The 22,199-nt window shown below is 70.7% G+C and carries 23 protein-coding genes; 12 read left to right on the forward strand and 11 right to left on the reverse strand.

From position 1 onward, the window contains the following. Positions 1-49: 49 nt before the first annotated feature. A complete protein-coding gene (locus ACZ7L5_RS28285; protein WP_471519855.1) occupies positions 50-1,012 on the reverse strand; it encodes an esterase/lipase family protein in 963 nt (320 codons plus the stop codon). 303 nt (positions 1,013-1,315) lie between these two features. On the opposite strand from ACZ7L5_RS28285, the gene ACZ7L5_RS28290 reads away from it, so the two are divergent. Together ACZ7L5_RS28290 and ACZ7L5_RS28295 are read left to right on the forward strand one after the other, a co-directional pair. Continuing rightward, positions 1,316-1,729, forward strand: a complete 414-nt coding sequence (locus tag ACZ7L5_RS28290; RefSeq protein WP_471519857.1) for a PucR-like N-terminal domain-containing protein — start codon at positions 1,316-1,318, stop codon at positions 1,727-1,729. A gap of 3 nt (positions 1,730-1,732) precedes the next feature. Then, positions 1,733-2,539 (forward strand): helix-turn-helix domain-containing protein, encoded by an 807-nt coding sequence (locus ACZ7L5_RS28295; RefSeq protein WP_471519858.1) that lies wholly within the window; start codon positions 1,733-1,735, stop codon positions 2,537-2,539. An 11-nt stretch (positions 2,540-2,550) separates the two neighbouring features. Here ACZ7L5_RS28295 and ACZ7L5_RS28300 read toward each other — a convergent pair whose 3' ends face one another. Further along, positions 2,551-3,510 (reverse strand): LysR family transcriptional regulator, encoded by a 960-nt coding sequence (locus tag ACZ7L5_RS28300; protein ID WP_471519859.1) that lies wholly within the window; start codon positions 3,508-3,510, stop codon positions 2,551-2,553. Positions 3,511-3,591: 81 nt separating this feature from the next. On the opposite strand from ACZ7L5_RS28300, the gene ACZ7L5_RS28305 reads away from it, so the two are divergent. Further along, on the forward strand, positions 3,592-4,287 hold the full coding sequence (locus ACZ7L5_RS28305; RefSeq protein WP_471519860.1) for a type 1 glutamine amidotransferase domain-containing protein: 696 nt from the start codon (positions 3,592-3,594) through the stop codon (positions 4,285-4,287). 115 nt (positions 4,288-4,402) lie between these two features. On the opposite strand, the gene ACZ7L5_RS28310 is transcribed toward ACZ7L5_RS28305, so the two are convergent. After that, positions 4,403-4,654, reverse strand: coding sequence for a hypothetical protein (locus ACZ7L5_RS28310; RefSeq protein ID WP_363032204.1), 252 nt, complete (start codon positions 4,652-4,654; stop codon positions 4,403-4,405). A 164-nt stretch (positions 4,655-4,818) separates the two neighbouring features. Between ACZ7L5_RS28310 and ACZ7L5_RS28315 the strand changes: the two genes are divergently transcribed. Both ACZ7L5_RS28315 and ACZ7L5_RS28320 read left to right on the forward strand, forming a co-directional pair. Next, entirely contained in the window at positions 4,819-6,324 is a 1,506-nt protein-coding gene (locus tag ACZ7L5_RS28315) for a purine-cytosine permease family protein (protein WP_471519861.1), read from the forward strand. Next, complete coding sequence (locus tag ACZ7L5_RS28320) at positions 6,321-6,869, forward strand: cysteine hydrolase family protein (protein WP_471519862.1); 549 nt, start codon at positions 6,321-6,323, stop codon at positions 6,867-6,869. The genes ACZ7L5_RS28315 and ACZ7L5_RS28320 overlap by 4 nt, the downstream gene beginning before the upstream one ends. A gap of 34 nt (positions 6,870-6,903) precedes the next feature. Here ACZ7L5_RS28320 and ACZ7L5_RS28325 read toward each other — a convergent pair whose 3' ends face one another. Both ACZ7L5_RS28325 and ACZ7L5_RS28330 read right to left on the reverse strand, forming a co-directional pair. Continuing rightward, entirely contained in the window at positions 6,904-7,830 is a 927-nt protein-coding gene (locus ACZ7L5_RS28325; RefSeq protein WP_471519863.1) for a peptidoglycan-binding domain-containing protein, read from the reverse strand. 128 nt (positions 7,831-7,958) lie between these two features. After that, the gene (locus tag ACZ7L5_RS28330; protein ID WP_471519864.1) at positions 7,959-9,305 is read right to left on the reverse strand and encodes a phosphoribosyltransferase family protein; all 1,347 of its coding nucleotides are present in this window, start codon (positions 9,303-9,305) and stop codon (positions 7,959-7,961) included. A 224-nt stretch (positions 9,306-9,529) separates the two neighbouring features. Between ACZ7L5_RS28330 and ACZ7L5_RS28335 the strand changes: the two genes are divergently transcribed. The 4 genes from ACZ7L5_RS28335 to pqqB all read left to right on the forward strand — a co-directional run bounded on the left by ACZ7L5_RS28335 (position 9,530) and on the right by pqqB (position 12,478). Next, positions 9,530-10,279 carry a Type 1 glutamine amidotransferase-like domain-containing protein gene (locus ACZ7L5_RS28335; protein WP_471519865.1) on the forward strand — a complete coding sequence of 250 codons (750 nt, stop codon included), beginning with the start codon at positions 9,530-9,532 and terminating at the stop codon, positions 10,277-10,279. A 309-nt stretch (positions 10,280-10,588) separates the two neighbouring features. Then, a complete protein-coding gene (locus tag ACZ7L5_RS28340) occupies positions 10,589-10,840 on the forward strand; it encodes a hypothetical protein (RefSeq protein WP_471519866.1) in 252 nt (83 codons plus the stop codon). Between the two features lie 163 nt (positions 10,841-11,003). Continuing rightward, on the forward strand, positions 11,004-11,405 hold the full coding sequence (locus tag ACZ7L5_RS28345; RefSeq protein ID WP_328883660.1) for an SseB family protein: 402 nt from the start codon (positions 11,004-11,006) through the stop codon (positions 11,403-11,405). A gap of 221 nt (positions 11,406-11,626) precedes the next feature. Next, a complete protein-coding gene (gene pqqB, locus ACZ7L5_RS28350; RefSeq protein ID WP_471519868.1) occupies positions 11,627-12,478 on the forward strand; it encodes a pyrroloquinoline quinone biosynthesis protein PqqB in 852 nt (283 codons plus the stop codon). A gap of 91 nt (positions 12,479-12,569) precedes the next feature. Here pqqB and ACZ7L5_RS28355 read toward each other — a convergent pair whose 3' ends face one another. The 6 genes from ACZ7L5_RS28355 to ACZ7L5_RS28380 all read right to left on the reverse strand — a co-directional run bounded on the left by ACZ7L5_RS28355 (position 12,570) and on the right by ACZ7L5_RS28380 (position 17,772). Then, positions 12,570-12,959 carry a MarR family winged helix-turn-helix transcriptional regulator gene (locus ACZ7L5_RS28355; protein ID WP_362379651.1) on the reverse strand — a complete coding sequence of 130 codons (390 nt, stop codon included), beginning with the start codon at positions 12,957-12,959 and terminating at the stop codon, positions 12,570-12,572. A 90-nt stretch (positions 12,960-13,049) separates the two neighbouring features. Continuing rightward, complete coding sequence (locus ACZ7L5_RS28360; RefSeq protein ID WP_471519871.1) at positions 13,050-13,400, reverse strand: VOC family protein; 351 nt, start codon at positions 13,398-13,400, stop codon at positions 13,050-13,052. Between the two features lie 190 nt (positions 13,401-13,590). After that, positions 13,591-14,622, reverse strand: a complete 1,032-nt coding sequence (locus ACZ7L5_RS28365; protein ID WP_471519873.1) for a LacI family DNA-binding transcriptional regulator — start codon at positions 14,620-14,622, stop codon at positions 13,591-13,593. Next, the gene (locus ACZ7L5_RS28370; protein ID WP_471519875.1) at positions 14,619-15,527 is read right to left on the reverse strand and encodes a carbohydrate ABC transporter permease; all 909 of its coding nucleotides are present in this window, start codon (positions 15,525-15,527) and stop codon (positions 14,619-14,621) included. Before ACZ7L5_RS28370 ends, ACZ7L5_RS28365 begins: the two co-directional genes overlap by 4 nt. Then, on the reverse strand, positions 15,524-16,447 hold the full coding sequence (locus ACZ7L5_RS28375) for a carbohydrate ABC transporter permease (RefSeq protein WP_471519877.1): 924 nt from the start codon (positions 16,445-16,447) through the stop codon (positions 15,524-15,526). Before ACZ7L5_RS28375 ends, ACZ7L5_RS28370 begins: the two co-directional genes overlap by 4 nt. Next, positions 16,444-17,772 (reverse strand): extracellular solute-binding protein, encoded by a 1,329-nt coding sequence (locus tag ACZ7L5_RS28380; protein ID WP_471519879.1) that lies wholly within the window; start codon positions 17,770-17,772, stop codon positions 16,444-16,446. The genes ACZ7L5_RS28375 and ACZ7L5_RS28380 overlap by 4 nt, the downstream gene beginning before the upstream one ends. A 184-nt stretch (positions 17,773-17,956) precedes the next feature. Here ACZ7L5_RS28380 and ACZ7L5_RS28385 point away from each other — a divergent pair, with 184 nt between their 5' ends. The 3 genes from ACZ7L5_RS28385 (at position 17,957) to ACZ7L5_RS28395 (ending at position 22,154) form a co-directional block, all read left to right on the forward strand. Next, a complete protein-coding gene (locus ACZ7L5_RS28385; protein WP_471519881.1) occupies positions 17,957-19,978 on the forward strand; it encodes a beta-galactosidase in 2,022 nt (673 codons plus the stop codon). Positions 19,979-20,098: 120 nt separating this feature from the next. Then, positions 20,099-21,667, forward strand: a complete 1,569-nt coding sequence (locus ACZ7L5_RS28390) for a glycoside hydrolase family 53 protein (protein WP_471519883.1) — start codon at positions 20,099-20,101, stop codon at positions 21,665-21,667. Positions 21,668-21,866: 199 nt separating this feature from the next. After that, positions 21,867-22,154, forward strand: coding sequence for an ArsR family transcriptional regulator (locus ACZ7L5_RS28395; protein WP_471519885.1), 288 nt, complete (start codon positions 21,867-21,869; stop codon positions 22,152-22,154). Positions 22,155-22,199 lie beyond the last annotated feature (45 nt).

Here is a 22,199-nt window from a genome sequence, read left to right on the forward strand (position 1 = left end):
TCCCGTGACCCGCGCGGGGCGATCCGCGCGGGCCACGGGATCGCGGGCGTCAGCAGGTGGGGCGCTGGGCGTGGGCCGGGTCGAGAGCGTTGAGGACGAGGCGGGTGGCCAGGGCGTTGTAGCTGATGCCGACGTGGTCGGTCAGGTCGGCGGGACACAGGTCCTGGAGCTTGACGTTGGTGACGTTCGGGGCGGCGTCGAGATAGGCCGAGGTGTACGGCGTGACGACCTCGTCGTACCGGGTGGTGATCACCGTGTAGGTGATGTCAGGGTCGGTCTCGCCTGCCGTGTTGAGGTCCCGGAGGAAGTCCGAGCCGATGAGCTGCTGGCTGCACGCCTTGCAGTTCACTCCGAGGAGTTCGTCGCCGCCGGGTACCGCCAGGGCGAGCAGGCCGAGGCCGGAGAACGTGGTGCCGTGGTTGGACGGGGTGAGGGCGACGAGCTTGCCGACCTCGGCCGAGCCTCCGAGGTTCTTGATGTAGTGGCGCGGCATCATGCCGCCCTGCGAGTGCCCGACCAGGTCGGCCTTCGCGGCGCCGGTGGCGGCCAGCACCTGGTCGACGAAGTCCGCCAACTGCCGGGCCGAGACGGCCATGTCGCCGGTGCCGAGCAGGGCGCCGGAACTGCCGCCGTGGTTGAGCGCGAAGACGCAGTACCCGGCTTCCTCTAGCCGCGGGGCCAGGGCAGCCCAGTTGTCGTAGCGGTTCTCCATGGTGCCGTGCACGAGAACGACAGGTCGCGGATGCGCGGCTGTGGGGCGGCAGTTGAAGTCGTTGGCGCCGGAGGGCACGGCCGTCGGGTGGGCGAGGGAGTAGGCGAACGCCGACGCGAAGTCGGCCTGGGGAGGGCCGACCGGATCGGCCGCGGCCACCGGTGCGGCGTCGCTCGTGTCCGGTGTCGCCTGGGACCGGTCGATCCCTGCCACGCCGATGCAGACGGCCGCGGTGAGTCCGGCCAGGGACGAGGTCAGTAGGCGTCGGCGTCGGGTGCGCCGGAGTCTGCGGGTACGCATGAGGAAATCTCCTCTGCCTGGTCGTGGGGAGCGCCGGCGCATCCGTGAGGCCTGGTCACAAGGGGTTCGGTCAGGAGCGTGTGAAGCCTTTTCACAAGGGCGGGACATGGAAGCTACTGGCGCGTAACGTCGGATCCACACTCGCGTCGCCCGCGGGAGCCGACCAGGAGAGCCGCGGAGGAGAGGGGGAAGATGTCATGGGCGTGACACCTTTCCCGGGCTGTGCCTCACCAGGAGCAGTCTCCGTGCCCGCCACCACCGGCCACCCGCGGCAAGTCCGCCGCTCGGGACGGAGCCACCTCGATGACGTCACAGGCCGAGACGTTCACGCGTCAGCCCTGGCACGAGCTGCCCCAAGAGCTGGCCGCGCTGATCCGTTCGCGGGCCGAGAGCATCGTCCGCGACATGACCCGCGCGATCCGTGAAGAGGTGCCCGCCTATCGCCGCTCGCTCGGCTCCGCCGTCGGCCGTGACCTGACGGAGTCGATCCGGCGTGCCGTGCGGCAGTTCGCGGAGCTGATCGAGCACCCCGACAGCCCGCAGGACCATCACATCCGTCACTTCCGGCACCTGGGCCGTGTCGAGTTCCTCAACGGCCGTACGACGGACGGACTCCAGGCCGCCTTCCGCGTCGGCGCGCGCGTGGGCAGCCGGCGGTACGCCGAGATCGTGCAGGAGGCCTCGCTGCCGCCCGAGACGGTCCTGACGCTCCATTAAGCCGTGCTGATCCACATCAACGCCCTGTCCAACGAGTCGGTGAAAGGGTTCCTCACGGCCCAGTCGCGCTCGGAGGGCGAGGTGAAGCGCGCCCGCCGGGCCCTGGTGGAGCGGCTGCTGGAGCCACCGAGAGGGCAGGAGAGGGCAGCGCTTGGACCGCTGGCCGAGCGTGCCCGCTGGGCGCTGCCGGGTGCCGTCGCCTGTGTGGTGGTGCGGTCGGCGGGGCACTTCTCCGTTTCCGGGGCCGACGGTGAACTGCTCATCGTGAACCGGGGGAGCGACGTCGTCCTGATCGTGCCCGAGCCGGAGCCGGGCGGGCTGATCGAGCGGGTGCGGTCCGCCGCGCGGGGGCGTGTCACCGTCGTGGGCCCGGCGGTTCCCGTGCACGAGGCGTGGCTGTCCCTGCAGTGCGCCCGCCTCGCCCTCGACCGCCGTGCGGAGCGGCTGGCGGTGCCGGGCGCGGAACCGGGCGACGGTGTCTTCCTGCACGTCGACGACGAACTGGCGGAGCTGCATCTGCTCCGCGGCGCCCCCATCGGGCAGTTGCTCGGCCGGCGGGTGCTGGGCGTCTTCGCGGACCTGCCCCCGGGAAGGGCCACCCGGCTCGCCGAGACCCTGGACGCGCTGCTGATGTCCTGGGGGCGTACGGCTCCGGAAGTGGCCCAGGCGCTGGGCATCCATCCGCAGACGGCCCGCAAACGGCTGCGCCAGCTGGAGGAGCTGTTCGGTGACCGGCTCGCGGACCCGCGCTTCCGGTTCGAGGCCCTGCTGGCGCTGCGCACCCATGCGTTGCGGGCCAACGCCGGTTGAGCTGCGGTCAGTTACCAGTCGCGCGCGCTTCCCAGCAGGTGGTCGCGGACCAGTGCGACATGAGCACTTCCGGACGAGCCCGGGCGCTGGACGAGGAAACCGGTGTTGATCGGCGGATCGTCCGGGTCGTGCAGCAGGACCAGCGCGCCCGACGCCAGCTCGGCCGCGCACAGATAGCGGGGGAGCACGCTGAACCCGGCACCACCCGTCACCGCGGCCCTGACCCCGTTCAGGTCGGGCATCGTGACCGCCGGGTGACGCACCAGACGCTTGCCGAACACATGACGCCAGTAGCGCCGCACGATCGGTACGTCCTCGGCGTAGGCGACGAGCGGCACGCCGTGCAGCGCGGCGGGCCCGGCCGCGGCGATCCGTGTCGGTCCGCCGATGCGCTCCGCCCAGGAGGGAGCCGTGACCAGCACGAACTCCTCGTCCATCAGCGGCACCGAGGCCAGGGCGCGACCACGCGGCCGGTACGTCGACAGGACCAGGTCGTGGCGGCCCGCCCGCAGCTCCTCCAGGAGCGGCTCGGTCAGGCCGGGGGTGACGCGCAGCCGTACGCCCTTGTCGACCAGTGGCGCGAGAGCCGGCATGACGCGGTGGGTCAGCAGTTCGGCCGGACCGGCGAGATGCACCGGCTCCGCAGGCCGGACGTCGGCTGAGCCGCCCGGCCCGGTGACGCCGGCGAGGGCGTCCAGCGGCTCGACGATCCGGGAGGCGAGCTCGTCCGCGTGCGGAGCGGGGGCGACGCCGCGCGCGAGACGCTGGAACAGCTCCCTGTCCAGCTGCCGCTCCAGCGTGCGGATCTGCGTGGTGACCGTCGGCTGCGACAGGCCCAGCACCCGGGCGGCGGCGGTGAAGGAGCCGGTGCGGTAGACGGCCAGGAACGTGCGCAACAGGTTGAGGTCCACCGGCGCCGCACCGCTGAGCTGGGTGCTCTCCTCCACCTCATCGGAATCCCTATGTGTCATATGTGTGAGCCTATTGGATTCCAATGGCACGAGATGCGTACCGTCGAGACGTCGACTCACCGTCTCTCGAAAGAGCACTCCATGTCGAAGATCCTTTTCGTGCTGACCGGCTCCGACCACTGGACGCTGGCCGACGGCACCAAGCACCCCACCGGCTTCTGGGCCGAGGAGGCCGTCGCCCCGTACGAGGCCTTCACGGCCGCCGGGCACGAGGTCGTCGTGGCCACGCCGGGCGGAGTCGTCCCGCCGGTCGACAAGGGCAGCCTCGCGCCCGAGTTCAACGACGGTCAGGAGAACGCCGACCGGGTCGCCGCCGTACTCGCCTCGATGGCGGAGCTGCGGCAGCCGGTCCGGCTGGAGGACGTGAACCTCGACGACTACGCCGCGGTGTTCTACCCCGGCGGCCACGGCCAGATGGAGGACCTGTCCGTCAACGCCGAGTCCGGCAGGCTGCTGACCCTCGCGCTGGAGAACGGCAAGCCGCTGGGTGTCGTCTGCCACGCCCCGGCCGCACTGCTCGCCGCGACCAAGGCTGACGGCACCAACACCTTCGCCGGTTACCGGGTGGCCGCGTTCACCAATGCCGAGGAGACCCAGGCCGGCTTCGCCGACAAGGCCAAGTGGCTGCTGCAGGACCGGCTCACCGAGGCCGGCGTGCAGGTCCAGGTCGGCGAGCCGTGGGCCCCGTACGTGGTCGTCGACCGCAACCTGGTCACCGGCCAGAACCCGTCCTCCGCCGCCCCGCTCGCCGTCGAACTGCTCAAGAAGCTGGGCTGAATCACCTCGCCGCCCCCCCCCGCGCGCCCCGGCGCTGTGGCGGGCCGAGGGCTGCAACGGCCGAGGACGCCTCGTGCGCGACACGCATCGAGACGTCCTCGTCGGCTACGTCCGTCTACTGCAGGAACGAGCCCTCGGCGCCCTCGGCGTCACCGAAGCCCGCTCCCTCCTCCATGCCCTGGCTGCCTTCACTGCCGAAGGCGGCGCCGCCCTGGTCGTTGAACGTGGGCTCCTGCCAGCCCTGGCTCTCCTGGCTTCCGACGCCGAAGCTGCTCTGGTCGTCGACATCGGCGTGGGCAGCGGCGGCGCCGCCGAAGACGGTCAGAGTGCCGAGAGCGGCGGCAGCAAGCGCGGTGCGAATACGCATTCGTACTCCTGTGCAGTGGGTGCTGTTGTCACATGAACATCACCCTCGGAACGGAGCGGGTACACCAAGAGCCACTCGGATGAGTGACTGTCGCATGGCAACCAGCGCGACGGACACCGGCAGACGGTGTTCCGCAGCGGGGTGAGCGGTGCGACGATGCCGGAATGATCACATCCCCGGACCCACTCGACGGCCGGCCCGCGAGCCGAAAGCTCCAGCTGGAGACCCACGGCCTCGACGTGATCGCCGACGCCGAGCGCAAAGGCACGCCGCGCACCCTGTTCTGGCCCTGGTTCGGGGCCAACGTGTCCATTCTGGGCCTGAGTTACGGCGCCTTCGCGCTCGGCTTCGGCATCTCCTTCTGGCAGGCGCTGGTCGCCGGAGTCGTCGGCATCGTCTTCTCGTTCCTGCTGTGCGGGTTCGTCGCCGTGGCCGGGAAACGCGGGTCCGCGCCGACGATGGTCCTCGGCCGCGCCGCGTACGGAGTGCGCGGCAACCGACTGCCGTCGGTGATCTCCTGGGTCCTCACCGTCGGCTGGGAGACCGTGCTCTGCGCCCTCGCCACCATGGCCACCGCGACCGTCTTCGGACGGCTCGGCTGGGGTGGCGGCACCGAGACCAAGGTGGTCGCACTCATCCTGGTCGCTGCGTTGACCGTGGTCGTGGGGGTCATGGGCTTCGACCTGATCATGCGGCTGCAGACCGTGATCACCGTGGTCACCGGCGCGCTCACCGTCGTCTACGTCGTGCTCGTGGCCGACGACATCCACTGGTCCGTCGTCAGCGCCGTACCCACGGGCTCCGCCCAGGAGTTCATCGGTGCCCTCGTCTTCATGATGACCGGCTTCGGACTCGGCTGGGTCAACGCGGCCGCCGACTACTCCCGCTATCTCCCGCGCACCGCGTCGAGCCGTGGCGTGATCGGCTGGACCGCCTTCGGCGGTTCCCTGGCCCCACTGCTCCTGCTGGTTTTCGGCCTCCTGCTGGCCGGCTCGTCCAGCAAGCTGGGCGAGGCCGTCGCCGCGGACCCGATCGGCGCCCTGACGACGATCCTGCCGACCTGGTTCCTGGTCCCGTTCGCCGTCGTCGCGGTCCTCGGCCTGGTCGGCGGCGCGGTCCTCGACATCTACTCGTCCGGCCTGGCCCTGCTGTCGGCGGGCCTGCCCGTGCCACGCTATGTGGCCGCGCTGGTCGACGGTGTCCTGATGATCGCGGGCGCGATCTACATCGTTTTCGTCGCCGACGACTTCCTCGGCCCGTTCATGGGTTTCCTCACCACGCTCGGCGTCCCCATCGCCGGCTGGTGCGGCATCATGCTCGCCGACCTGGCCCTGCGCCGCCGCGACTACGACGAGCCCGACCTCTACCGCCCGACCGGCCGCTACGGCGACGTACCGCTCACCCCACTCCTCCTGACCGTCACCGCCACCGCCCTCGGATGGGGCCTGGTCACCAACTCGACTGCGAACTGGCTGGACTGGCAGGGCTATCTGCTGACCCCCCTGGGCCTCGGCGGCAGGTCCGGCTCCTGGGCCTACGCCAACCTCGGCGTCCTCGCGGCCCTCGCCCTCGGTTTCCTCGGCACCCTGGTGCTGCGTCGCGGACGCGTCCGTGCGCAGGAGGCGCAGGAACCGAGCGACGCCGCGGACGAGGGGGCGACGGCCGCATGACCGCGGGGCTGCTCACCGTCATCGACATGCAGCGCGTCTTCGCCGACCCCGACAGCCCTTGGGCGACCCCGCGATTCGCAGAAGCGGCAGCGGGCGTACGCCGGCTTCTGCCGGCCTTCGGGGACCGGGTCACGTTCACCCGGTTCGTGGCACCCGAGAGCCCGAAGGGCGCCTGGCGGGCGTACTACGAGCAGTGGCCCTTCGCCCTGCAACCGCCGGACGCTCAACTCTGGCAGCTCACGGACGAGTTCGCGCCCCGCGCACGGCACGTGCTCGACGCCACCACCTTCGGAAAATGGACCCCCGAACTCGCCCGACGCGTCGCCCCGGAGGGCCCCCTCGTCCTGGCCGGCGTCAGTACCGACTGCTGCGTCCTGTCGACGGCCCTGGCCGCCGCCGACACGGGCGTCGAGGTGCTGGTCGTCGCCGACGCCTGCGCGGGTGCGGACGACGACTCGCACGCCAAGGCGTTGCACGTACTGGACCTGTACCGGCCGTTGATCCGGGTGACGACGGTCGCCGAAGTCGTTGAGGAGACGGCCTGAGTCAGCCCCCCGTGCCCAGCTCACCTCCCTGAGGTCACGGCTCCGAGGTCTCGGACTCCAGTGCGGTCCGGGTCGCCGTGGCGTAGACGCCGGACTGTTCGCTGAGGATGACGCGCGTGAGCTGGTAGGTACGGACCGAGCCCTCCACCGAGCGGTCGTAGTCGCCGTCGATGTCCCCGGCGTAGAGGCCGATCTGCCGCAGGCGCAGCTGGAGTTCGGTGACTTCCGGTCCCTCGTCGCCGAGGCGGAGAACCGGGGGCTGACCTTCCACGGCTGGGGGTTCTGGGGCGGCGGCGCTGGTGCCGGCGCCCGCGGTGGGGGCCGCCGCGGTGGGGGTGGGGGAGGAGTTGGCCGGGGTCGCCGAGCTGTCGGTGGGGCGCTTGCTGGGCGAGGATGCCGGGTCTGAAGCCGGCGATGCGGTGGCCGTAGCGGCGGACCGGCCCTCGGGGGATGTGCCGTCCTGGGTGGAGCTGTCCGGGACGGGCGGCCGTACGTCGTCGGATGCGGCCCTGGCCCTGGAGGGGCTGTCGTAGAGGTGGAGCCCGCCCAGGACGGCACCCGTCAGCAGGACGACCAGGGCGGTGCCTGCTCCGGCGATCAGCAGGGGGCGGTGTTTGCGTGGGGGGCCTTGCGGAGGTTCCGCGTCGAGGGCGGGAGACGCGGGGCTGTCGTCTGCGTCTCCCGCCTCCTCTTGTGTCGCCAAGTCCCTAGGTATCTCCAAGTCCCTTGCTTCCTGCGGGACTTCCTCCACGATCGCCGGGCCCACCGCCCCGGCATCGTCACCGAGCTCCACGAAGGGCCGAATACGCAGCGGAGCGAAGTCCTCCGCTGCCGCCGCCTCTGCCGTGCGCGCGTCGCGGCGGGCGTCGGAGGCGAGGCGGGCGCAGGAGCAGGCCGGAGTTCCGTCCGATGCCCGGGGTGCGTCGCACTCCGGGCAGACGGGGCCGTTCGGTTCGCTCACGTGGGGTCCCTCTCCGTGCAGGATCCTGAGTCCAGGCATATGTCCTGCACATAATCTCCATCCGTGTGCGCGTGGGCGGAACCGGGGCCTCCGAACCGACCGGATCAAGCCGCGCGGGACAGTGGTCGCTACTGTGACCGCCGCCGCGACGTCCCCGCGGTGGGCCGGTCGAGGTGGGCGGTGAACCAGTCGCGGGCCAGTTCGGCGACGGTGGTGAGGGTGCCGTGTTCCTCGAAGAGGTGGGTGGCGCCCGGGACGACGGCGATCCGGTGCTCGCAGTGCATCCGGTCGGCGGCCAGGCGGTTGAGGCTGAGTACCTGGGTGTCACGGCTGCCGACGATGAGCAGGGTCGGCGCCCGCAGGCGGGTCAGCGCCGCCGGGGTCGCCAGGTCGGGCCGGCCGCCACGGGAGACGACGGAGCGGATGCCGGAGCCGGACAGCGCGGCGGCCTCCAGCGCGGCGGCGGCTCCGGTACTGGCCCCGAAGTAGGCGACGGGCAGGCCGGTTTCGCCGCGCAGCCACAGGGACGCGGCGTGCAGGCGGCGGGCGAGCAGGAAGATGTCGAAGACGTTGTGCCGGTCGTGCGCCTCGTCGTCGCTGAGCAGGTCGAGCAGCAGCGTGGCCAGGCCGGCGCGGTTGAGGGCGGAGGCGACGTAGCGGTTGCGCGGGCTGTGCCGGCCGCTGCCGCTGCCGTGCGCGAAGGCCACGGCCGCGGGTGCCCCGTCCGGCACGACCAGGTGGGCGCCCAGCCGGGCTCCCGCGGCGGGGATCAGCACATCCCGGCTCGGCCCCGATGAGAGTGTCCCCTCGGGGGACTGCCCGGCGGGGGAGCGCGGCGTGGCGCGGGCGGCCTCGGCGAGCAGGTACGTGACCTCGGCATCCGAGGTCTGGGCGAAGTTCCGGTACCAGGCGCCCACCGAGCCGAGGGCCCGCAGCGGCTGCGGACACACCACCTCGTCGGCGGCCCGCCGCAGCCGGGCCATGCTGTGGGTGGGCCCGACGGGCACGGCGAGCACGACCCGGGCCGCGCCCTGGCCCCGTACGACCCGACAGGCCGCCTCGGCCGTGGCGCCGGTGGCAACCCCGTCGTCCACCACGACCGCGACACGCCCGGCGACCGGCATTGCGGCCCGGCCCTGCCGGTACTCGTGCAGACGCCGGTCCAGCTCGGCCCGCTCCGCTCGCTCCACGGAGTCCTGCTCGGCGGAGTCCAGCCCCGCTTCACTGATCACGTCCTGGTTGAGGACACGGACCCCGTGCTCGCCGATCGCACCGAACCCCCACTCCGGCTGCTGGGGCACGCCCAGCTTGCGCACCACCAGCACATCCAGCGGGGCGCCGAGATGCCGGGCCACTTCGGCCGCCACGGGCATCCCGCCGCGCGGCAGCCCCAGCACCACCACGTCCTGACCGCGCCATTCCTCCAGCGCCTCGGCCAGCAGCCGCCCCGCCGCCCTGCGATCGTCGTACCGCATACGCCGCCTCCCGCGCCCACGAGGGCGGGAGCCTGTCCTTACCTCTTCAGGCTACGACTGTTCGCCCGCCGTGGACGCCTGCGTGCGGCCCGCGCGCGGACGGCACACGCACGAAGCCCCAGGCGCAGTCGTCCCCTGGGCGAGCAGGGCCAATTTCGATTGCGCTCGCCGCCCGGACCGCGGCATCGTTCCCGCACACTTCCCGGCCGCGAGGAGGTCCACAGGTGGTCGACGTTCCGCCTCGCCGCCTGGCTCTCCTCGGAGGCGGCTTCTCCACCGAGGACGACGGTCTGCCCGACGACTGGCTCCTCGGACAGGCGCGCACACCTCGGCCGAAGGTCTGCTTTCTGCCGACCGCGAGCGGAGACGCCCTCGCCTACGCGGAGAGGTTCCTGACCGCGTTCCGGACGCGCCCCACCTGTGTTCCCTCTGTCCTGTCACTGTTCCAACGGACACTCGACGACGAGGCCCTGCGCGCGTTCCTGCTCGCCCAGGACGTGGTCCACGTCGGCGGCGGAAACACCGCGAACCTGCTCGCCGTATGGCGCGTACACGGAGTGGACCGGCTTCTGCGCGAGGCCTACGACCGCGGCACCCTCCTGTGCGGCATCAGCGCGGGCGCCAACTGCTGGGCCGAGGCCTCCCACACCGACTCCTTCGGCCCGCTGACGTCCCTGCCGGACGGCTTGGGGCTGCTGCCGGGCTCGGTCTGCCCGCACTACAACAGCGAACCGGGACGCCGGTCCTCCTACCACTCGGCGGTGGGCAGTGGAGCACTACCCGCGGGGTGGGCCCTGGACGACGGGACAGGGGCCCTCTTCACGGACGGCCGCCTGACGGAGGCGGTGACGCATGCGCCGGGTGCGCATGTGTACCGGGTGCAGGCGGAGGAAACGGGCGGTGGCGTCCAGGAGCAGGCTCTGCCCTGCCGTCGTCTGCCCCGCACTCCGGATGCGGGAGGCTTGCTGCCGTGACCGAATCCAGAGCCTCCTCGCGCTTCAAGGTGTGCTCCGCGAGCTGATTCCAGGGCAGGACCGGGTGTCGTCGGTTGTGGCCGCCGAGTTCGAGGGAGCCCTCGGTGCTGTCCGGCGGGAACAACCGCTGTACGGCAACCGTCGTACGGCAACCGTCGTGGCCGCCCGCTCACGAGGAGCCGCTCCTGTTTGCCGTCCGCTTCGGTGACGGCCCACTCCGCGGGACCTTCGCCTTCACCCCGCAAGTCCCTCGGCTGCCGTCGGCCGCGGAAGGCGGTGCTGAGCCGGTTCCGCCGGGGCCTCGGCAGCTTGGCGATTTCCGGTCGGTACCTCGTCATGTTCCTGAACGCGGGCCGCATGACCTGGGACGTCCTCCAGGGCAGCCTCTTCCGCACCGCCGGCTCCAGGCACGCGCGCGACGGCGAGCGGATGCAGCGCTACTTCCGGGATGCGGCCACGTACTGGACCCACGTGGGTCCCAGCATGGCCGAGCCCCTGGCCCGCCGTGTCGGCTGCGACCGCTTGGGGCAGCCGTCCGCCCACATCCCGTTGATCCCCTGAGCCCTACGCCTGTTCCCCTGCGGCAGACCCCTCTGAGCAGCATTCCCATCCCCTGCACGGCAATAGGAATGCTCAGGTCCGGATCGGGTACGCGAGCAGGGCCGCACCAGGGTCGATCACGTCCCGGGCGGCCCGCACTACCGCCGCTACCAGGGGATCTGTCATGGAGACACCAGCGAACGACAACACCGCCACACCGGCCCGGCGTGCGCTGGACGCGCTGGCCGGGAACAGCGAGGACACGGCGGCGATGGACACGCTCGCGAGCAGCGACGTCCTCGTCCCCGTCCCCGACGACGCCAATGAGCAGGACGCCATCGACCCGGGCGCCGTGGCGCTGCCGGTCATCGAGCGGTCGGACGGCGAGCCGGTCGTCCCCGTCTTCACCTCCGAACCCGCGATGGCCGAGCTGCTGCCCTTCGTCTCTCGTTACCGCCTGGTACCACTGGGCGCACTCGCCTCGCAGTGGCCGTCGGAGGACCTGGCCCTGACCATAGACGCCGGCTCCTCACACCCGCTGACCCTGACGTCAGAGGGGGTGCGGACCCTGCTGGCACGGCCCTAGCGCCGGCGAAGATCGGCCGTACCTCGCCGTCGACGAAGTGAGCACATGAAGGGGACGAGTGGCACCCGAGCCGCTCGTCCCCTTTGTGTCGCCGGTGAGGACCGGTCGGTGAAGTCGGCCGGTGAAGGTCGGCCTGAACTGCTCCCCGCCTCAGGGTGCTTCGGCCGTACGGAGAGGGAAGATCCCACCAGGAGGGTCGACGCGAAAAGGGTGGGGTCGTCTTGAGGTTCGTCCTGCTCGGTACCGGCGCCGGAGGCGGATTCCCACGCTGGAACTGTGCCTGCGCGCGATGCGCCGCCGCCCGGGACGGCAAGCTGCCCGCCCGCGGCCCGGAATGCGCGGCCGTCACCGGCAACTCCCGCGACTGGTGGCTGCTGAACACCTCGCCCGACATCCGCACCCAGCTCACCGCGGCCTCCGCCCTGTGGCCCAGCCCTCGGCACACTCCCGTGCGGGGAGTGCTGCTGACCGATGCCGAGGCCAGTCACGTGGCGGGCCTGGCCGTGCTGCGTGATGTGCCCGGACTCAAGACATACGCCGCGCCACCGGTCCTCGCCGCCCTGGCCCCGGCGCGGGCGGCCCTCGACCGGCACGACCCGTGGGAGTGGGCGGACAGTCTGACCGAGGGCGGGTTCGTGCTGGCCGGCGGTCTGGTCGTCACGGCACACCCCGTCGCCGGGGCACCTCCGGCGTACGTACCGACCCGGGCGTCCGACGAACGCTGGGTGACGGCGTACCGCATCGAGGACCTGGCGACCGGCTGCGTACTCGTGTACGCGCCCCGCGTGCACACCTGGAGCCCGATGCTGGACGACCTGATCGAGACGGCCGACTGCGTCGTCATGGACGGCACGCACTTCGCGGCCGACGAGACGCCGCAGGCCAAGCGCCGACTGTCCGTCTCGGGACCGGCCGGCAGCCTCGCCGCCCTCACCCGGCACCCGCACGCCCGCCGGATCTACACCCACCTGACCGACACGAACCCTCTGCTCGACCCCGCCTCTGCGGCTCGTGCGCAGGTGACCGAGGCGGGCGTGGAAGTGCTTCCCGACGGGGCCGAGTTCGTGATCTAACGACCCGATGCCCGATGCCCGATGCCCGATGCCCGATGCCCGATGCCCGATGCCCGATGCCCGACGGTAGTCCGTCGTCCGAACCCCGGCCTCAGTCGCTCAGCATCCGCGCCAGCGCGTCCCGCTGCAGCGGCAGCACCTCGGCGTGCAGATCACGCCCCTTGCGGGTGAGCGTGACGTACACGCCGCGTCGGTCCTCCGCGCAGACGGATCGCTCCACCAGGCCGTCCTTCTCCAGCCGCCCTATCAGCCGGGACAGGGCGCTCTGGCTGAGATGGACCCGTCCGACCAGGTTCTGCACCCGGCACTGCTCGCCCTCCTTGGGGGCCGCCGTCGCGAGGATGTCGAGTACCTCGAAGTCGCTCGCGCCCAGGCCGTGCGGGTGCAGCACGCGGTCGATCTCGCACATCGTGCGCGCGTGCACGGAGAGGATGTCCCGCCAGCGTTCCTCGAGCCCGGCGTCGGCCGTCTTCACTGCCATACCTGGCACCGTAGCACCGATCCGGCCATTTGTTGCCTATGCAACTACTGCACGCGCAACGGAATCGTGGGCAAGCTCGGGGAGCGGGTCTCAACCGGCCGCGTCCTGAAGCAGCCCGACGAGATTGCCATCCGCGTCCTTCACGGAGGCGATCAGCCGGCCGCCACCGACGTCGTGGACGTCCTGCAGCGCCTCGGCACCCGCCTCCAGCAGGGCGGCGAGGGTCGTCCTGATGTCGTCGACGTGCCAGTAGGGGACCGGACCGGTCATGCCCTTCGCGTGTCCGTTGGGGTCGAGGCCGACGTCCTGCCCGGCGTCCTTGAAGCCGACGTAGTACGGCTCGTCCGCATACGGGTCCGTGCCCAGCAGGGCCTTGAACAGGGCCTTCGCCCGGTCCAGGTCCTTGACGGGGTAGATGATCGTGTTGACTCCGGCGGTCATGACGGTCTCCTGACGTGACGTGTGCTCGACGGTTTTCGTCGGTGGTTTCACGCTAGGGCGGGGGAGTCCCGGGCCGCTTCTTCATTCCTGACCGGTCACTGACCGGTCGCAGACGGAGGGCGCGCTGCACGGCTGCCGCGTCACCGTGCGGCGCGCCCCCGCGACCCGCCCCCGCGACCCGCTCACGCGACTACGTCGACTCCCGTTTCACCAGCACCGTCGGCAGGATCACCGCAGCCGGGTCCTCGCCGCCGATCTGCGCCAGCAGCAGCCGCACCATCTCGGCGCTGATGCGGTCGTAGGGCTGGTGGATCGTCGTGAGGGCCGGGGTGGCTTCCGTCGCCGCGGCGGAGTCGTCGAAGCCGCCGACGGCCACGTCCTCGGGCACCCGGCGGCCGGCCCGGTGGAGCGCGGCCAGGGCACCCTGGGCCATCAGGTCGGACGCCACGAACAGGGCGTCCATGTCGGGGGCCTGTGCCAGCAGCCGCTCGGTGCCCGCCTCGCCACTCGCACGGCTGTAGTCGCCGGAGACGATCAGCCGATCCTCGATCTCGACGCCCGCCTCCGTGAGCACCTCCTTGTAGCCGGCGAGTCGGTCGACACCGCCCGGCGTGTCCAGCGGGCCGCTCACCACCCCGACCCGGCGGCGGCCCACGGACAGCAGGTGGCGCACCATGTCACGGGCACCGTCCCGGTCGTCCGCCGCCACGTAACTCACCTTGGAGCCGGGCCCCATGGGCTTGCCGCACTGGACGAGCGGCACACCGGCCTCGCGCAGTTCCTCGGCGACCCGGTCTCCGGAGTGGCTGGACACCAGCAGCACCCCGTCCACGTGCCCGGCCGTGATGTACCGCGTGATGCGTCGCCGCTCGTCCTTCGTGCCCGCCAGCATCAGCAGCAGGGGGATGTCGTGCGCGGCCAGCGCCTGCGTGCAACCGCTCAGCAGGACATTGAAGTTGGGGTCCTCGAAGAACCTCTCCTGCGGCTCGGTCAGCAGGAAGCCGATCGAGTCCGAACGTCCCGTGATCAGTGAGCGGGCATGCCGGTTGACGACGTAACCCGTCTTGCGGATCGCTGTGTTGACCGCCTCCTGCGCGGTCGGGCTGACGTAGTGCCCGCCGTTGAGCACGCGCGAGACCGTGCCCCGTGAGACCCCGGCCTCGCGCGCCACGTCGTGGATCGTCGGCGGCTTGCGTCGGCCCCCCGTGTTGCTCATGGTCATGACTTTACGGCCCCGGAGAGCAGATCCAGGCTCCAGAACCGCTGGATGACCAGGAAGAGCGCGACCAGCGGGAACACCGCGAGGAACGCGCCGGTGATCACCAATGTGTACAGGGCCGGGGTGTTGGCGCCCTGTTCGAGGAGCGTGTACAGACCGAGCGTGATCGGGAACTTCTCGTCGTCGCTCAGCATGATGTACGGCAGCAGGAAGTTGTTCCAGATCGCCACGAACTGGAACAGGAACACCGTCACCATGCCGGGCACCATCATCGGCAGCGCGACCCGCGTGAAGATCCGCCACTCGCTCGCCCCGTCCATCCGCCCGGCCTCGACCACGTCGGAGGGGACCGTGGCGGCCGCGTAGATCCGCGAGAGGTAGACGCCGTACGGCGAGAGGATCTGCGGCAGCAGCACCGACAGGTACGAGTCCGTGAGATCGGCCTTCGCGAGCAGCAGGTACTGCGGGATGGCGAGGATGACCGGCGGCATCAGCACGCCCGCCAGCAGCACGCTGAAGATCGTCTCGCGGCCCGGGAAGCGGTAGATGGCGAGCGCGTAGCCGCTGAACGCCGAGACGACCGTCGACAGCAGGGCGCCGAGACCGGCGTACAGGGCGGAGTTGCCCATCCACTCCCAGTAGACGCCGTCGCGGTAGGCGCTCAGGTCCGCGAAGTTGTCGGCGAAGCCCGTGCCCGGCAGGAAGGTGAAGGTGGAGAACAGCTCGCTGCCGGACTTCGTCGCCGCGATCACCACCCAGGCGACCGGCAGCAGGCAGTACACCGCGCCGAGCAGCAGTGTGACCGTCGGGATGAGCGCGATCCGGCGGCGCAGTGGCGGGCGGCGCTGCGTGGTGCCGGGGGCCGTGTCGGTGGCCGGCCCGGTCTTGCTCACAGCAAGAGAACTCATCGTGCCGCCTCCTGCTTGTTACGACGGTTCGCGGCTCGCAGGAAGCCGAAGGACAGCAGCAGCGTGGCCAGGGCGATGATCGTGGCCTGGGCGGCAGCCGCGTAGATGTCGCCCTTGCCGAAGGCGTCCTGGTACACCTTCATCAGCGGACTCCACGTCGTGGACACGGAGTTGGTGAGCGGCTTGAGGGTGGTCGGCTCGTTGAACACCTGGAGTGTGGCGATGATCGAAAAGAAGAAGGTCAGCACCAGCGAGGGCGCCACCATCGGGATCTTGATCCGCAGTGCGATCTGCAGCGGCGTGGCACCGTCCAGCTTGGCCGCCTCGTAGACCTCGGCCGGGATGGCCCGCAGCGAGGTGTAGATGACGATCATGTTGAAGCCGGTGCCGCCCCAGACCGCTATGTTCGACAGGGCTAGATAGAGCGGACCGCCGTCCAGCAGGTCCGGCTGCGGCAGGCCCAGCCTGTCGAGCACGAAGTAGAACGGGCTGACGTCCGGCAGGTACAGAAAGCCCCACAGCAGCGCGGCCACCACGCCCGGGATGGCGTACGGCAGGAAGATCGCGAGCCGGGTGAACGGTGCCAGTCGCACCTCCTCGGAGTCCAGCATCAGCGCGAACAGCAGGGCGAGGCCCAGCATCACCGGCACCACGATGCAGCCGTAGCCGAGCACGCGCAGCGCGCCGTCCAGCAACTCGCTGTCGGTGACGGCGTCGGTGTAGTTCTCCAGGCCGGCCCAGACCTCCTTGCGGGCGCCGGAACCGAGCCCGAGTCCGGAGACCTGCACCTTGCGGAAGCTGAGCCAGATCGCGTAGCCGATGGGCAGGGCGAAGAACAGCAGGAAGAGGATGCCTGCGGGGAGGAGGAAGGCGTACGGGGCCCCCTTCACCCCGTACGCCCTCCGGCTTGTGCTGGTCACTCGGAGACCTCGAAGCCCTGCTTCTTCAGGTCGGCGACCGTGTCGTCCTGCATGGCCTTCAGGGCGGCGCCGAAGTCCGACTTGTTCTTGGCGGCGGAGCCGAAGGCGTCCTTGAAGGTCGTGTAGGCGACGTTCACGTTCGGGCCCCAGGCCGAAGGAGCCGTGCTCTCCGCGATCTCGGCGGCCTTCGTGTAGAAGTCGGGCTGGTTGGAGAAGTAGCCCGGCGGTGTGGTGAACGCGCCGCTGAGCTGGGCGGAGGTCGAGGCCGGGTAGATGCCGCTCTCCTTGGCGAGCGCGTTGAGGGCATCGCCGTCGGTGTTCAGCCAGGCGGCGAACTTCGCTGCGGCCGCCTTCTGCTTTGAGTTGGTGGTGACGGCGGTGGAGGAACCGCCCCAGCTGCCGGTGACGTTGTCCGAGTCGGACCACTGGGGGAGCGGGGCCATGGCCCACTTGCCCTTGGTGTCGGGCGCTGCCGTGGTCAGGGTGCCCGGGGCCCACACGGCGCTGACCCAGGCGATCTGCTCGCCGGTGTTGAGCGCCTTGTTCCAGGCCGGCGTGTACATCGGCTGGTTGTCGACGGCGCCCTCCTTGACGAGGTCGCCCCAGAACGCGGCGACCTTCTGGGAGGCCGCGTCATTGATGCCGACCTGCCACTTGTCGCCGGAGGTCGTCCACCACTTGGCGCCGGCCTGCTGGGCCAGGCCCGCGAAGAGGCCGGAGTCATTGGCCGAGAAGGTGGTCAGATCCTTGTCCGGGGCCTTCTTCTTCAGCGTGCGCGCGGTCTCGGCGAACTCGTCCCAGGTGGCCGGCACCTCCAGGTCGTACTGCTTGAAGAGGTCCTCGCGGTAGTAGAACATCATCGGCCCGATGTCCTGCGGGACCGCGTAGACCGCGTCCGTGCCCAGCGTCGTCTGCTGCCAGACACCGTCGGCGAACTCGCCCTTCGCGTCGCCGACCTCGCCCGCTATGTCGGCGACCGCGTCATTGCTGACCAGCGTCGGCAGTGCCTGGTACTCGGCCTGGACCAGGTCGGGCGCCTTGCCCGCCTTGTGGGCGGTGAGGATCTTGGTGACCAGCGTGTCGCCGGACGCCTGCTTCTTCACCGTGACCGTGATCCGGTCCTTCCTGCCCTGACCCTGGTTCCACAGGTCGACGACCTTGTCCATCCCGGGCGTCCAGGTCCAGTACGTCAGCGAGACCGGCCCCGACGGGTCGTCACTGGCGTCTTCGGAGCCGCAAGCGGCGAGGGCGGTGGCGCCGAGCGCGAGGGCGACGGACGTGGCCGCGCTTCTGACGAAGAGCCGCCGACGCTTCGTGATGGGCATGGATCTCTCCCCTGACCTGGGGTCTCCGCCTGCCGCGAAGACCTGCCATGCTTCTGTGAGCGTTCACAGTAGAGAAACATCCCGGACACTTGTCAATGGTTGATGCTGTGCGGTTATGTTGGGCTCGCGCCGCTGATGATGTGTGTGCACGTTCCCAACTGATCGAGCAATCGGGAGACATTCCATGCCGGAGACCACCCCCAGGGGCCTCACGAGGCTCGCCTTCGGTGGGGACTACAACCCCGAGCAGTGGCCGGAGGCCGTCTGGCAGGAGGACGTCCGGCTGATGCGGGAGGCCGGCGTCACGATGGTGAGCGTCGGGATCTTCTCCTGGGCCCTGCTGGAGCCGTCACCGGGCTCGTACGACTTCGGCTGGCTGGACCGCCTGTTCGACCTGCTGCACGAGAACGGCATCCGTGTCGACCTGGGCACCCCCACCGTCTGCCCGCCGGTGTGGTTCTACCGCGCCCACCCCGACGCCCTGCCCGTCACGGCGGAGGGTGTGCGGTACGAGTTCGGCTCCCGCGCCGCCATCTGTCACAGCAACACCGACTACCGCGCGGCCGCCGCGAGCATCACCACCAAGCTCGCCGAACGCTACGGCCACCACCCGGCGCTCGCGATGTGGCACGTGCACAACGAGTACGGCGCCCCCGTGTCGGCCTGCTACTGCGACTCCTGCGCGGCACACTTCCGGCGCTGGCTGGAGTCGACGTACGGCACGGTCGAGTCCGTCAACGAGGCCTGGGGGACGGCCTTCTGGGGGCAGCGGTACTCCGAGTTGGAGGAGATCAACCCGCCGCGCCTGACGCCGACGGCCGTCAACCCGGCCCAGGCGCTGGACTACAAGCGGTTCGCCGACACCACCATGCGCGAGAACTTCCGTATGGAGCGGGACATCCTGCACCGCCTCTCACCCGGCGTCCCGGTCACGACCAACTTCATGACCGCCCTCAGCCAGTGCGACTCCGTCGACTACTGGGCCTGGGGCCGCGAGGTTGACATCGTCACCAACGACCACTACCTGATCACCGACGGCCGCCGCACCCACGTCAACCTCGCCATGGCCGCCGACCTCACCCGCTCGGTCGCCGGCGGAGCGCCCTGGATCCTGCTGGAGCACTCCACCTCGGGCGTCAACTGGCAGCCCCGCAACCCCGCCAAGGCCCCCGGCCAGATGGCCCGCAACTCCCTCGCCCACGTGGCGCGCGGCTCCGAGGGCGCCATGTTCTTCCAGTGGCGGCAGTCCCGGCGCGGCTCCGAGAAGTTCCACTCGGCCATGGTCCCGCACGGCGGCACCGACACACGCGTGTGGCGTGAGGTCGTGGAACTCGGCGCCGCTCTCGACTCGTTGGGCGCCGTGCGCGGCACCCGCACGCAGGCCGACGTGGCGATGCTGTGGGACTGGCACTCCTGGTGGGCGCAGAGCCTCGACTGTCGCCCCAGCGAGGAGCACGACGCCCGCGAGCGCGCCGACGCCTTCTACGAGGCTCTCTACGACCGCCACCTCACCGTCGACTTCGCCCACCCCGAAGCGGACTTGTCGAGGTATCCCCTTGTCGTCGTACCGGCCTCGTACCTGCTGACCGAGGCGGCCGGGCACAACCTCACGGAGTACGTCGAGAACGGCGGCACCCTCGTCGTGTCGTACTTCTCGGGCATCGTCGACGAGCACGACGCCGTGCACGAGGGCGCCTGCCCCGGGCCGCTGCGGGACGTCCTCGGCCTGACCGTCGAGGAGTTCTCGCCGCTGCTCCAGGACCAGCTGGTGCGCATCACCGGCCCGGACGGCTCCGAGCTCAGCGGCGATGTGTGGAGCGAGTTCGTCGTCCCGCGCGGCGCCGAGACCGTCTGGACGTATGCCGACGGCCTGACCGCCGGCCACCCCGCCGTCACCCGGCACCGCCTCGGCGAGGGCACCGCCTGGTACGTCTCCACGCGCCTGGGCGCCGAGGGCCTCGACGCGCTGCTGGGCTGGGCGACCGAGGACGCGCAGGTCGCCCCGCGTGTCGACCTGCCCCGCGATGTCGAGGTCGTGCGCCGTGACGGCGAGTCGGGCAGCTACCTGTTCGCGATCAACCACACCGCGTCGGACACCAAGGTGCCGCTGGAGGCGCCCGGCACCGAGCTGCTGACCGGCGAACGAGCCGCGGGCCGCCTCGAGGTCCCCGCGGGTGCCGTACGGGTCGTGCGACTCGACGGCTGAGCCGACTCCCCTGCGCCCGCGCGTGCCACGAGCCGCGGGCGGAGGGGCGCCTCACCGCAGTTTCCCCACCGCGGCGGTGAGGGATCCCCTCCCCATACGTCGAAGGGACGACGGACGACGATGTTCCATCCCAGACGCACTCTCCGAGCCCTGCTGCCGCCGCTCGCCGCGGGACTCGCCCTCACCGCCCTGCCCGCGCAGACCGCTGCGGCGGCGAGCACGCTCACCAACGGCGGATTCGAGTCCGACGGCACCGGCACCGCGACGCCGGCCGGCTGGTCCACGTACTCGGCGGCCGGCCAGAGCGCGGCCTCCTTCACCGAGGCCGGTGGTCACGCCGGGAGTTACCGACTCACCCACTGGGCGTCCTCCGCCTACAAGGTGGAGACGTACCAGTACCTGTCCGGGCTGACCAACGGGAGCTACCGGCTCACCGCCTGGGTCCGCTCCGGTGGTGGCCAGAACTCGGCGTACCTAGCGCTGAAGAACTGCGGCGGCGCCGAGCAGCGCACCGACCTTCCGGTCTCGGCGAGCGGTTGGATCCGTGTCGTCGTGCCGGTCACCGTGACCACCAACCAGTGCAGCATCAGCATCAACAGTGACGCGAACGCGGGCAACTGGATCAATGTCGACGACCTGACCTTCGCGGCCGGCACGGGCGGCACGTCGATCCACGGCGCGGACATCTCCTCCCTCGCCAAGAGCGAGGCCAAGGGCGGCGTCTACAGGACCGGCTCCGGCACGACCGGCGACGCGCTCACCATCCTGAAGAACGCCGGCATGAACTACGCGCGCCTGAAGGTCTGGGTCGACCCGGCCGACGGCTACAACAACAAGACACGCGTGCCGGCCATGGCCAAGCGCGTCAAGGCGGCCGGCATGAAGCTGCTGGTCGACTTCCACTACTCGGACACCTGGGCCGACCCGGGCGCCCAGAGCAAGCCGGCCGCCTGGGCCGGTCACTCGTACAGTCAGCTAAAGACCGACGTGTACAACCACACCTACGACGTGCTGAACGAGTTGAAGGCCCAGGGCACCACCGCCGACATGGTCCAGGTGGGCAACGAGATCAACGGCGGCATGCTGTGGTCCGAGGGGTCCACGGACAACTGGTCGCAGCTCGCCGGTCTGCTCAACTCCGGCTATGACGCGGTCAAGGCGGTCAACTCGGCCACCACCGTCGCCCTGCACCTCGCCAAGGGCGGAGACCTGTCCGGCACCCGCTGGTGGTTCGACAGCGCCGCCGCGAACGGCGTGAAGTTCGACGCGATCGGCCTGTCCTACTACGGCTACTGGCACGGCTCGCTCTACGACTTCCAGACGACCCTGGACGACGCGGCCGCCCGCTACGGCAAGCCGGTCTTCGTCGCCGAGACGGCCTACCCGTTCCGGCTGGACAGCGAGGACTCGCACGAGGAGATCATCAACACCACCGGCGAACTCGTCTCCGGCTACCCGGCGAACACGGCCGGGCAGCGCCGCTGGATGAACGACGTGACGAGCATCGTGGAGGCCGTCCCGAACGGCCGCGGCCTCGGAGTCTTCTACTGGGAGGCGACCTGGACCGCCGTCACCGGCAACGGCTGGGACCCGACCGACCCCTCCTCCGGCAACGGCTGGGAGAACCAGGCCCTGTTCGGCTACGACGACACGGCCCTGTCGTCGATGGCGTGGTTCAGCCACCGATGACAGCTTGAGTGCGTTGAGTTCGTGACGGAGGGCCCGGCCGCACCCCCGCGGCCGGGCCTCATCCCCTCGGGGCCGAACAGCCCTATGCCGTACGGCCGTTCGGTACCGGACAACGGTCCGCGAGTCCCGGACACCACGGCTTCGACTGCGGGACAGTGGGAATACGCGTTACGACGCGGTCCGACGGAGGGGGGACGAGATGCTGAGGACTCCCGTCAGCGCAACGCGCCTGGACATCCTGGAGTGGCTGAAGGATCCGGTCGCGCACTTCCCGAAGCGGCGGCATGGCGATCCCGTCGAGGACGGCGTCACCGCGGACGCCGTGGCCGCGAAGCTCGGTGTGCCGCGCAAGGTCGCCGAGACCCATCTCGGCCTGCTCGCGGGCCTCGGCCTGCTGCGCACCAAGCGGATCCGGCGGCGTGTGTACTACCGTCGCGACGACATGCGGATCGCCGAGGTCGCGCGCGTGTTTGAGAAGGGCTGGTAGGCGCAGACCCGAGGACACGGAGCAGGGAGCCGGGGGGTCATGGCG

The organism is Streptomyces sp. NPDC107528 (genome assembly GCF_055639295.1).